At 43.1% G+C, this 11,502-nt stretch carries 10 protein-coding genes; 6 read left to right on the top strand and 4 right to left on the bottom strand.

Annotation, left to right across the window (positions count from 1 at the left end; translation table 11 throughout):
• Positions 1 to 406 precede the first annotated feature (406 nt).
• The 3 genes from ACXAEA_RS06320 to ytxJ all read left to right on the top strand — a co-directional run bounded on the left by ACXAEA_RS06320 (position 407) and on the right by ytxJ (position 1,778).
• Entirely contained in the window at positions 407 to 886 is a 480-nt protein-coding gene (locus ACXAEA_RS06320) for a DUF948 domain-containing protein (protein WP_475095063.1), read from the top strand.
• A 20-nt stretch (positions 887 to 906) separates the two neighbouring features.
• Positions 907 to 1,380: a YtxH domain-containing protein gene (locus ACXAEA_RS06325; protein ID WP_475095064.1), complete on the top strand. Its 474-nt coding sequence runs from the start codon at positions 907 to 909 to the stop codon at positions 1,378 to 1,380.
• Positions 1,381 to 1,448: 68 nt separating this feature from the next.
• Positions 1,449 to 1,778 (top strand): bacillithiol system redox-active protein YtxJ, encoded by a 330-nt coding sequence (ytxJ, locus tag ACXAEA_RS06330; protein WP_475095065.1) that lies wholly within the window; start codon positions 1,449 to 1,451, stop codon positions 1,776 to 1,778.
• A gap of 24 nt (positions 1,779 to 1,802) precedes the next feature.
• Here ytxJ and ACXAEA_RS06335 read toward each other — a convergent pair whose 3' ends face one another.
• Positions 1,803 to 3,962: a cell division FtsA domain-containing protein gene (locus tag ACXAEA_RS06335; protein WP_475095066.1), complete on the bottom strand. Its 2,160-nt coding sequence runs from the start codon at positions 3,960 to 3,962 to the stop codon at positions 1,803 to 1,805.
• A 334-nt stretch (positions 3,963 to 4,296) separates the two neighbouring features.
• Between ACXAEA_RS06335 and ACXAEA_RS06340 the strand changes: the two genes are divergently transcribed.
• On the top strand, positions 4,297 to 5,370 hold the full coding sequence (locus ACXAEA_RS06340) for a bifunctional 3-deoxy-7-phosphoheptulonate synthase/chorismate mutase (RefSeq protein WP_475095067.1): 1,074 nt from the start codon (positions 4,297 to 4,299) through the stop codon (positions 5,368 to 5,370).
• A gap of 237 nt (positions 5,371 to 5,607) precedes the next feature.
• Positions 5,608 to 6,606 (top strand): catabolite control protein A, encoded by a 999-nt coding sequence (ccpA, locus tag ACXAEA_RS06345; protein ID WP_475095068.1) that lies wholly within the window; start codon positions 5,608 to 5,610, stop codon positions 6,604 to 6,606.
• A 355-nt stretch (positions 6,607 to 6,961) separates the two neighbouring features.
• On the opposite strand, the gene ACXAEA_RS06350 is transcribed toward ccpA, so the two are convergent.
• The 3 genes from ACXAEA_RS06350 to ACXAEA_RS06360 all read right to left on the bottom strand — a co-directional run bounded on the left by ACXAEA_RS06350 (position 6,962) and on the right by ACXAEA_RS06360 (position 9,497).
• On the bottom strand, positions 6,962 to 8,134 hold the full coding sequence (locus tag ACXAEA_RS06350; RefSeq protein ID WP_475095069.1) for an acetoin utilization protein AcuC: 1,173 nt from the start codon (positions 8,132 to 8,134) through the stop codon (positions 6,962 to 6,964).
• Entirely contained in the window at positions 8,131 to 8,778 is a 648-nt protein-coding gene (locus ACXAEA_RS06355) for an acetoin utilization AcuB family protein (RefSeq protein ID WP_475095070.1), read from the bottom strand. The genes ACXAEA_RS06350 and ACXAEA_RS06355 overlap by 4 nt, the downstream gene beginning before the upstream one ends.
• Before the next feature lie 86 nt (positions 8,779 to 8,864).
• Positions 8,865 to 9,497, bottom strand: coding sequence for a GNAT family N-acetyltransferase (locus ACXAEA_RS06360; RefSeq protein WP_475095071.1), 633 nt, complete (start codon positions 9,495 to 9,497; stop codon positions 8,865 to 8,867).
• A gap of 276 nt (positions 9,498 to 9,773) precedes the next feature.
• Between ACXAEA_RS06360 and acsA the strand changes: the two genes are divergently transcribed.
• Entirely contained in the window at positions 9,774 to 11,492 is a 1,719-nt protein-coding gene (gene acsA, locus ACXAEA_RS06365; RefSeq protein WP_475095072.1) for an acetate--CoA ligase, read from the top strand.
• The last annotated feature ends 10 nt before the right edge of the window (positions 11,493 to 11,502 follow it).

The following is an 11,502-nucleotide window of genomic DNA, read 5'->3' on the forward strand; positions in this document are numbered from 1 at the left end:
GACAATCTCACTCTGAAATGTCTATTAAAGCCAGTGTCTTAGACATTTCGAAGACGATCTCAAACAGAAATGTCCATTAAAGCCAGTTTCTTAGACATTTCGAAGACGATCTCAAACAGAAATGTCCATTAAAGCCAGTTTCTTAGACATTTCGAAGACAAACTCAAACCGAAATGTCCATTAAAATCCACTTCTTAGACAATTGAAACCAATCTCATCTCTGAAATGTTCCTTAAATCCCAAATCTAAAATATTCAAATGAACTGCTGGATTTTCCCTTAATAGAAAGATATTCTTAAATAGGAAGGAAAAGGGTATGCTTTTATTGAAATACTAATTAGACAAGGTGGTTTACGTCGCTTTTTGCGGGGTAAAATGTACATATGCTAACGGAGGTGTATAAACAGTGGAAATTATTTTGTATCTAAGTGTTGCTGTTATAGCAATTGCATTTTTAGTGTTGGTTATCTCACTATCAAAAACACTGAAATCCTTACAAACAACTTTAGACAGTGTATCAGGCACACTTGATGGCCTGGAGAAGCAGTTGGATGGAGTGACTCGTGAAACAACTGAGCTTCTGCACAAGACAAACAATTTGGCTGATGATATTTCAAGGAAATCTGAAAGCCTGAATGGTGTAGTAAACGCTGTAAGGGATGTTGGAAACACTGTCCAACGATTCAATCAATCGATCCATAATGTGCAAACAATGGTTGACTTGCAGATTGATAAAAATAAGGACAAGATTTCACAGGTTGTTCAGTGGAGCAATGTTTTCCTTGAATTGAAGGAAAAGTGGAAGACAAAAAAAACAGCTCAGATTGACCATCAGATGGAAGGCGAGCAGATGGTCACGAGGCAGCGTGAAAGAGTCAGGTATTAATAGAAAGGTGGAGATAAGTGATGAACAGAGAACAGAATCAGTATGATGTAAATGGGACTACAAGGGAGAACAGCAATTCCCGCGATTTTGTGACTGGAGCGATCGTTGGCGGACTTGCAGGTGCGCTGGCTGCATTATTGCTTGCACCGAAATCAGGTAAAGAGTTAAGAGGATCTCTTAACGAGCAAACGTCTACCCTGAAAACCAAAGGGATTGACTTGGCTTCAGTAGCGAAGGAAAAAGCAAGCGGCTTGAAGGAGACAGTTTCACAGCAATCTTCTACTCTGGTTAACAAAGTGAAAGACATGAAAACCCAGGGCAATGAGACTTCTCAAACAACTGTGGAAGATGGCGAGCTTCAAAAGGTGCCAACTTCAATGGCAGAGACAAGCTCTATGGATCACACACATACTGCTACTGGTGAGGAACTTCAAAGGAAGCTTGAAGAGACTCAAAAAGCATTTGACGAAACTGAAAGCAAACTGAATCGGTAAGTTTGTCAACCAAACGGTGAAGTGGTAAGATAACTTCACCGTTTATTTTTTATAAGGAGAGGACAAGAATGCAAAAGATCGATTCAATAGAAAAATTTGATCAGCTTGTCGATTCGGGTGAAACATTCTTCATGCTGAAGCATAGCACCACGTGCCCAATCAGCCAGGCTGGCTATGATGAATACGCGAAATTCGAAAACAACGGAAATGATAATCTCTACTTTTTAACAGTTCAGGATTCACGTGATGTGTCCAACCATATTGCTGAGAAGTTCCATATCAAACATGAATCGCCTCAGGCCATTTTGTTTGTGAATTCTGATGTTGCATGGCATGCATCCCATTTTAAAATTACGGCAAAAGCAATGGCCGCTGCCCAAGAAGAGAATCTAAAGTAAAAAAAACATCCATAGGATGTTTTTTTACTTTATTCCAATTTTAGATTCGAAGACGATTTTTAGGTCATCGCCAGGTGCCAGCGGAGCATCAAAGCCCGATTGCTCACCATTTTTGAGAAGTGTGAATCCGCCGCTGTCTTTTGGGATTTCAACTTGGGCGAAGCTGAAAATATCCTGGAAAATAAACGCTTCCTGTTTTTTTTCTTTTGATGTCAGTTGGTCACCATTATGGAGTAAATCATTCATTTCCAGCTTCTTGTCTTTTCGGAAAAACTGTCGGATCTCCTGTTCAAGCTGGAATGGCTGTCCATTAAAAAATATTGGCATGGTATCTACGGCCTTTACATCCAGGACAGAAATAAGCCTGGACAATGCAGGCTGCATACCTTCTTCGAAACGGAGATCATCCAAGTGCTCAAAAATGTCATTGAGATTCGCTTTGCTGCCGTTTAAGAAGATTTTACCCATGAATTCCGTGACTTTGAATTCTGTTCCATCAAGTTTAATGTAAAATGGACGAATTCCATTAAGAATTTCTGATAGATTTAGTTCTTTTAGCAACTCTTCAATTGTGTGTGGCATTTCAAATGTAATCTTGTCCCTGTCTTCCAATGATCTCGATAATGACGTCCTGATCCCGTTGCAGGACAGACGCGCTCTTATTTCATGTCGTACACCATTGATGATCACGGTCCTTGTCGGGAGTTCTCCAATTAGCTCTTCGAGGGTCATTTCGGTTCTTATTCCATCTTCTCCCTTGATTACAGTAAGCTCATCTCTACCATCTACTTCATCATCGAATGAACAAGGGACTCCATTTTTCAATAAAACAGGCGGCTGTCCATGTTTTCCTGGGATGGTAATATTTTTTCCATTCAGGCTGACAATCATGGCGAGGCCTGGTCTGCCGTAAAGCTTGTTCATCTTGATTCCGGCAGCCAGCAAACAATCGCCGACAGTCAATTTATTAACTTCGAACAGCCTCACCGGCTGTCCATTTACTTGCACTGTATGGTACTGGACAGGAGATTGCTTGGCAGCAATGGCAATGCCGATTGGTGTCACCAGTTCAGGCCCTTTTGCGATTTTGCTCGCGAAAGTAACGCTTGAAATGGCATCCAGTCCCCGGATGGCAACCCTGTTTTCAGGGAGATGGAGCTTGTTTGCCAGTCTTTTTGGCAGCTCAGGTGTCAGACTGCCACCGCCAACGAGCATGACAGCTTTAGGAGACCGATAATTGTTTAATTTTAAAATCTCATCACCAATGGAATCTGCGAGCCGGTCAATTGCAGGTGCGATTCGGCTCACTGCTTCATCTTTGCCGATCTCTGTTTCGAAACCAAGAATATCTGTAATTGTAATGGAATCCTGGTCATGCAGTTCACGTTTTGCTTTTTCCGCAAGAGGGAAGTCGAGCAAAAACTCATCACTTACAGCTTCAGTTATTTCGTCACCGGCCACAGGGACCATACCGTAAGCAATGACTGTACCAGCATCGGTCAGGGCGATATCGGACGTCCCGGCTCCAATATCTACAAGGGCAACATTCAATCGCCGCATTGAAGCAGGAATTAACACATTGATGGCTGCAATCGGTTCAAGTGTCAATGCATCCATTTCAAGGTCAGCCCGGTCCAAAGCCGAAAGCAATGATTCTACAACAACTTTTGGCAGGAAGGTCGCGATGATTTCTACAGAAGCTTCATTGCCGCGCTGGTCGATCAGGCTTCCAATTTCCTCTCCGTCAAGCTGGTAATAAAGTACAGAGTATCCGACACAATAATAGTGATGACTTTTCTCATCAGTCTTTTCTCCGGCAACAGCAGCCTGGGCAAGCTGTACTGCGCTCAATTCAAGGTGGAGGATGTCCTGCTTAGAGAACATCGGTTTTCCCGAGATATCTACTACTGCCTTGGAGCGCTCTGTTTTCAGGGCCCTGCCAGCCGCAGCTACGCAAACTTTTGTCAATGGACCATGTGATGATTCCAGTTCTTCCTTTATTTCACGGATGACTTCTGAGACAGACATTACATCATGGATTTGGCCGTCAAGCATCGACCTTTCCTTATGCTCGCGGATTAGGATGTCAATAACTTCGTGTCGGCCATTATGTTCTTCAAGAATGATGCCGACTACAGAACGAGTGCCAATATCAAGAGCGAACAGCTTTTCATTTACATGCAAATTTGTGCACCTTCTAACATATTTTCTCATACGATGCTTTATCACTTAAAAGCGTTTAATTATTAAAGAAAATTGCGTGACAATTAATTTTATTTCAGCTATAATTACCTTTATCTAATTGTCCAGCTCAATTGATGACCACTAAGCGTTTATCCGAAAGCAACACTGCCTTCTAATAAAAATGTATCATACATTAGTGTTGCTATAAAGAAGATTCAGGCTTTTGCGTGATTCTTCAATAAACAGCTTTGAAGTTGTGAAGGGCTGAGCTTTCTTTTTCTTGTTGATTGTCATGTTTAGGGCTAAAATGTATTCCGAAAGGACGGGACGGAGAATGAGTAAAAATCTTGACCAGCTTAGAAATCGTGTGGATGAATTAAATTTAGAGCTTTTATCATTGATTAATGAAAGAGCCCTGCTCGTCCAGGAAATTGGCCGTGCAAAAGAAACACAGGGTGTCTACCGTTATGATCCCGTACGTGAAAGGGAAATGCTTGATCTGATTAAGGAAAACAATAACGGTCCTTTTGAAAGCTCAACAATTGAACATATTTTCAAAGAAATTTTCAAGGCGGGCCTCGAACTTCAGTCAGATGACCACCGTAAGGCGCTTCTGGTTTCCAGGAAGAAAAAGCCTGAGGATACTGTAATTGATATAAAGGGATTAAAAATTGGAGATGGGACACCGGACTTTGTTTTCGGGCCATGTTCAGTGGAATCTTATGAGCAGGTGGCTACCGTAGCCGAGGCAGTAAAATCTAAAGGCTTTAAATTGCTTCGCGGCGGAGCATTCAAGCCAAGGACTTCACCATATGACTTCCAGGGCTTGGGTGTTGAAGGTTTGAAAATCCTCAAAAGAGTAGCTGATGAATATGATCTTGCTGTGATCAGTGAAATTGTTACTCCTGCGGATATTGAGATTGCGGTTGACTATCTTGATGTCATCCAGATTGGCGCACGCAATATGCAGAACTTCGAATTGCTAAAGGCTGCAGGTGCCGTGAATAAACCAATTTTATTAAAACGTGGACTTGCTGCAACCATCGAAGAGTTCATCAATGCTGCTGAGTACATTATGTCACAGGGCAATGGACAGATCATTCTTTGTGAGCGAGGCATCCGAACATACGAAAGGGCGACAAGGAATACACTAGATATTTCTGCCGTGCCAATCCTCAAGAAAGAAACGCACTTGCCGGTAATGGTTGACGTTACACATTCGACAGGCAGAAGGGATCTCTTGCTCCCTGCAGCTAAAGCAGCATTAGCAATTGGGGCTGATGGAGTCATGGCTGAGGTTCACCCGGATCCAGCTGTAGCCTTGTCAGATAATGCCCAGCAGATGGATCTTAAGCAATTTGACGAGTTCCTGAACGGATTGAAGTCTACACCATTCGTTAGAGTATAATTATCGAAAACCTTTCTGTTAAAAGCAGGAAGGTTTTTTTATTTTGCATTTCTCAGCCGCCGGATAAAAATGTTGTGAAAATAAGCTGTTCAGATTGCGGGATTGGTGTGGATATCGTATGATTAATAACATAATTAACTTGTACATATAATCACAAACTTAAAATATGATTATTGTGGCATTTTTTGCTGTAAACTAAATGAAAAGCGTCGTTTATTACCTGAAGGAGTGAAATAGATGAATATCACCATATATGATGTTGCCCGGGAAGCGAATGTTTCGATGGCAACGGTTTCACGTGTTGTCAACGGAAACCCGAATGTTAAACCTGCTACAAGGAAAAAAGTAATGGAAGTCATTGACCGACTTGGCTATCGTCCAAACGCTGTTGCAAGAGGATTGGCAAGCAAGAAGACGACGACTGTAGGTGTCATCATCCCTGATATCTCAAGCCCGTTCTTTGCTGAGCTTGCAAGGGGAATTGAAGATATCGCAACAATGTATAAGTACAATATTATCCTGAGCAATTCAGACCAAAATATCGAAAAAGAATTGCATCTGTTAAACACTATGCTTGGCAAGCAGGTTGATGGAATCGTCTTCATGGGTGGAAATATCAAAGCTGAGCATGTTGAGGAATTCAAAAAATCCCCGGTACCGATCGTACTTGCAGGATCAATCGAGGAAACTGGCGAAACTCCATCGGTCAATATCGACTACCAACAGGCAACATACGATGCTGTGTCCGCTTTTATTGAAAAAGGCCATAAGGAAGTTGCCTTTGTCATCGGGCCGCACCATGAACCAATCAACAAGGATAAAAAACTTGAAGGCTACAAGCGTGCCCTAAGCGATGCAGGTATTGAATATAAGGAAGAGCTTGTCGTTGAAGGTGATTATACCTATGATTCAGGCCTCGAGGCTATTGAAAGAATCCTTGAGCTTGATTCAAAGCCGACAGCAATCCTTGTAGGCTCTGATGAAATGGCACTTGGTGTGATCCACGGAGCATTCGACCGCGGCTTCAGCGTTCCCGATGATTTCGAAGTGATCAGTTCTGATAACACAAGACTCACTTTGATGGTACGTCCTCAGCTTACAACAATCGTCCAGCCATTATACGATATCGGCGCTGTTGCGATGCGTTTGCTGACAAAATATATGAACAAAGAAAAAGTAGACGAGCACATCGTCGTATTGCCACACCGAATTGAAAACCGAAAATCAACGAAATAATAACGAGGCCCCTTGCATTCATGCAAGGGGTTTTATTTATTTTGTCCTGAATTTGGAAGCGAAACCTCGCAATTATTAAGCGATTGAACACCTAAGTTGTTCTCTATAATGTGTGGATGTTCTATTTGGTAAACATTATTTAGAATGAATCAGCAGATACAGACCAACTTTGACGTCAAATCAAACACGAATCAATATATACCAACCACATTTCACAATATATCGACCACATTTGACAATAAATCGACCACAAATCAGAATATATCGACCAACTTACACATTATATCGACCAGGACTACAAAATCATCTATTTAACAAAACAAAAAAACCGGGACGAATGTTCCCGGTTTCATACTTAGACGGTTTCTGACTTTTTGCTCGAGCGTATTGGGTACAATGCTTTCTCCACTGTCTGCGCATTCTTTTCACTGATTTCGGGTTTGCGCGGAATAGGGGGATATAAATTTTCAGGATCGTCCCATTCAAGTGGCAAATCTACGGGTGCCTGATCCTTCCATTCATCAATCCAATCCTGAGGCAAACTTCCATAACAGTTTGAGTTTTCAATCATCTCAAGCCAGATCAGTGACCAGGCTCTTGGAACAACCCGCCATATATCGTAACCGCCGCCGCCTACTGCAATCCATTTGCCTCTACAATATTTATGGGCGATTTCATGGGCAAGCTTCGGTATTTCCCGATAAATTCGCATCGAGGCAGATAAGTGGGTAAGAGGGTCAAGGTAATGCGCATCGGCACCATTCTGGGTAAGAATGACATCGGGCTTGAAAAATTCGGCTACTTCCGTCAATGCACTTTTGTACGCATCAAGCCACGAGTCATCTTCCGTGAAGGCATCTACCGGAATATTGAACGAATAGCCATAGCCTTTGCCTTGTCCGCGTTCATTCACGTTTCCTGTCCCCGGGAACAGATAGCGGCCCGTTTCGTGAATCGACAATGTACAGACATTCGGATCATCATAAAAAGACCATTGCACACCGTCTCCATGGTGGGCATCTGTATCCACATATAAAACCCGGGCATTGTATTTTTCCTGAAGGTATTTGATGGCTACAGAACTGTCATTATAAATGCAGAAGCCTGATGCTTTACCCCTGAAGCCATGGTGAAGCCCTCCGCCGAGGTGCAAGGCATGCTCAGCTTTCCCGGTCATGACATAATCTACCGCCGTCAGCGTTCCGCCAACCAGCAAGGCACTTGCTTCATGCATATTAGCGAAAATGGGTGTGTCTTCCGTCCCCAGTCCGTATCCTTCAGCGGTTTCTTCTTTAAGCTTTCCCTGGCCTGCAAGCTTAACTGCGTTTACAAAATTGGGATCGTGGACAAGGCATAATTCTTCATCCGTTGCTGCACGGGGGGCAATGATCTGACTATCCTCGATTGCGCCTATTTTTTGCAACAGATCCAAAGTGAGTTTCAGCCGCATCTGGTTAAACGGATGATTGCTGCTGAACCGGTAATTCAGCAGTTCATCTGAAAAGACAAACACAGAGCGGTGGCTCATGATGAAACCCCCGGCAGGTTCGGCCAGAGAACGTTATGTCCGGCTTTCTTTAAATCCTCAATGACTGCGATCGGGTTCATCGTCTGAATCCTTACGACAAGGATTTTGTAGCGCTCATCCTTTTGGTCAGGGTATACAAGCACACTTTGGATATTCGCTTTTCTCATGCTTATGACAGAGGCAATTTCACAAAGCATTCCTGCCTTGTTGGGAACCTTTACTTCAATCTGGGATCCTGGCTGATGGGCACCGGTCAATTCGACAAGGGTGTGCAGCAGGTCTGTTTCCGTAACAATCCCAACTAGCTTCTTATCCTTGATGATGGGCATACAGCTGATATTATGCTCATAAAATACAGCTGATATTTCTTCGACAAAGTCAAGAGGATGACCAGTTATTACATCTGTTGTCATGATGTTTTTAACTGGCTTTTCGAGTTCATCTTTATGTTCTTCCCAATGGAAAATAGATGGAGCCGCATCCTTGATATCCCGGTCCGACACCAGGCCGACGACTGCATGGTCATGATTGATGATAGGGATATGGCGTATTTTTTTGTCTGACATCAGTTTAATCGCTTCAGCAATCGTAGCTTCCGGAAAAAGAGAGGCTACATTCTGTTTCATGATTTCTTCGACGATCATGTTCCTTCCTCCTTGAATGATGAGCTATCTCTCAAGTATTCGCACAGATAGTTAAAACAGCTTAAAGCAAAACTTCAATGATCTATTTAATACATAAAACGGTTCATGAACCGGAGCTGGTCAAATTTCTGTACAGATTCAGGCGGGATCCTTTTGCCGATTCGCGCCATCAAACAGTTGGCTGGATGAGAGCTGATTTCAGGATCATCTGTCGCATACCAGACAAGGCCCCCGGCATTCATCATTTTTTCCATCACTTTACGGTATTCCCATACATTCAGGCCGGTGCCTTTCAGATCCCAGTGCCAGTAATACTCTGTGGTAATGATGATATAGTCTTCCATCGCATCATCCATCATTGAAACCGTTAGCAGGTTTTTGCCCACAGAACTTCCGCGGAATTCAGGAATGACTTCGATTGCACCTAACTCTATCAAATCAACCATCTTGCCTTCAGACCATCTTTCGAGAGGATCTGGATATAGGTAAGTAACATAACCAACGACCATGTGCCCTGAACGAGCGACAATGATCCTTCCTTCCGGCAGTCCGGCAATTTCAACAAGTGCCTTGTGCTGCTGGGCTGGAGGTCGGAATGCCACCAAATCTTCATGAAATTCATAGCTTGCCAGTTTTTCAGGAGAAATCGGGCCTTCAATGATTAAACGGCCATTAGGAGTTTTTAATTCTTTTGCGTTATATATCTTTTTATGTTCCATTCAGTCACCACCCGTCAACAATTCAAACGATAATTCTATTATACATAAAATCTAACAGATAAAAGCGCTTTCACAAAATTTTCTGTATTTACTGCCCTCTTTTGACGTAAGACTTTTGAAATTTGCCATAGTTTTTTCTATCCGCTTTACTTTCTCGATAATTATGGTTATTAAGCAAAAAAGTATTTTATTTTCTACTAATATTTTAAAAATTGAGAAAAACGAATTTTTATACTATAATGAATTTTAAATAAAAAAGACAAGGGGGATGGATTGATGAAAGTGGAAGCGCTACCAGTAACACAAGGGGATCATAACTTAAAAAACTATAAAGAGTTTTATGGCCAGTTTGACTGGACTGAAGCTGAAAAGGAATTTTCCTGGCATGAGACAGGCAGGGTCAATATAGCTTATGAAGCGATTGACCGCCATGCGAATGGTTCCAGGAAAAATAAAATCGCGCTATATTATCAGGACGGGGTACGCAAGGAAAAGTATACTTTTAAAGAGATGAAGGAACTTTCCAATAAAGCTGGCAACGTTTTTAAAACTTACGCAGATGTGGAAAAAGGGGACCGCGTATTCATCTTCATGCCTCGTTCTCCTGAATTGTATTTTGCTGTACTTGGTGCCGTCAAGCTGGGAGCGATTGTTGGACCATTGTTTGAAGCCTTCATGGAAGGAGCTGTACGAGACAGACTGCAGGACAGCGGTGCCAAAGTTTTGGTGACTACACCTGAACTGCTCGAAAGGGTTCCTGTCAGCGAACTGCCTGACTTGAAACATATTCTTCTGGTTGGCGACAATTTAGAGGAAAATGGTCAATATGTTGACTTTAAGAGGAAGCTGTCAGAGGCAAGCAACAAACTTAATGTCGAGTGGGTTGACCGCAATGATGGCCTGATTTTACATTACACTTCTGGTTCGACTGGAAAGCCTAAAGGCGTCCTGCATGTCCATAATGCGATGATCCAGCATTATCAGACAGCGAAATGGGTATTGGATCTTAAGGAAGATGATGTTTACTGGTGCACGGCCGATCCAGGCTGGGTAACAGGAACATCTTATGGAATTTTCGGTCCTTGGCTGGCTGGTGCTTCAAATGTGATCATTGGCGGCCGCTTCAATCCGGAAACATGGTACAAGATGATCGAGGAATACGGTGTGACCGTTTGGTATAGCGCCCCTACAGCATTCAGGATGCTGATGGGTGCTGGCGATGAGGTTGTGAAGAAATTTGATTTAAGCTCACTTCGCCATATCTTGAGTGTCGGAGAACCTTTGAATCCGGAGGTTGTAAGGTGGGGGATGAAGGTATTCCACTTGCGTATCCATGATACTTGGTGGATGACTGAGACAGGTGCTCAATTGATCTGTAACTATCCAAGCATGGAAATCAAGCCAGGCTCAATGGGTAAGCCGATTCCGGGTGTAAAGGCTGCAATTGTCGATGACCAGGGCAATGAATTGCCACCATACAGAATGGGCAATCTGGCGATCCAAAAGGGCTGGCCGTCCATGATGCATACAATCTGGAACAACCCTCAAAAGTACGAATCTTATTTCATGCCTGGTGACTGGTATGTTTCCGGTGACTCAGCGTATATGGATGAAGATGGCTACTTCTGGTTCCAGGGCCGGATTGATGATGTCATCATGACAGCTGGTGAACGGGTAGGGCCTTTCGAAGTAGAAAGCAAGCTTGTCGAACACCCTGCAGTTGCAGAGGCAGGCGTCATCGGCAAGCCGGATCCAGTCCGCGGTGAAATCATCAAAGCGTTCATTGCATTGCGTGATGGCTACGAGCAGTCTGAGGAATTGATCGAAGAAATTCGTCTGTTTGTGAAAAAAGGACTGGCGGCACATGCTGCACCACGTGAAATCGAGTTCCGCGACAAGCTTCCAAAAACACGAAGCGGTAAAATCATGCGCCGTGTATTGAAAGCCTGGGAACTGGACCTTCCAACTGGCGACTTGTCGACAATGGAAGACTAATATTTTTTTA

The organism is Mesobacillus sp. ABV4_180, assembly GCF_056158485.1.

Coding starts and splice junctions, on each gene's coding strand:
- acsA (WP_475095072.1), top strand. CDS start 9,774: ATGAAAGTGGAAGCGCTACCAGTAACACAAGGGGATCATAACTTAAAA.
- ACXAEA_RS06360 (WP_475095071.1), bottom strand. CDS start 9,497: ATGGAACATAAAAAGATATATAACGCAAAAGAATTAAAAACTCCTAAT.
- ACXAEA_RS06350 (WP_475095069.1), bottom strand. CDS start 8,134: ATGAGCCACCGCTCTGTGTTTGTCTTTTCAGATGAACTGCTGAATTAC.
- ccpA (WP_475095068.1), top strand. CDS start 5,608: ATGAATATCACCATATATGATGTTGCCCGGGAAGCGAATGTTTCGATG.
- ytxJ (WP_475095065.1), top strand. CDS start 1,449: ATGCAAAAGATCGATTCAATAGAAAAATTTGATCAGCTTGTCGATTCG.
- ACXAEA_RS06355 (WP_475095070.1), bottom strand. CDS start 8,778: ATGATCGTCGAAGAAATCATGAAACAGAATGTAGCCTCTCTTTTTCCG.
- ACXAEA_RS06340 (WP_475095067.1), top strand. CDS start 4,297: ATGAGTAAAAATCTTGACCAGCTTAGAAATCGTGTGGATGAATTAAAT.
- ACXAEA_RS06325 (WP_475095064.1), top strand. CDS start 907: ATGAACAGAGAACAGAATCAGTATGATGTAAATGGGACTACAAGGGAG.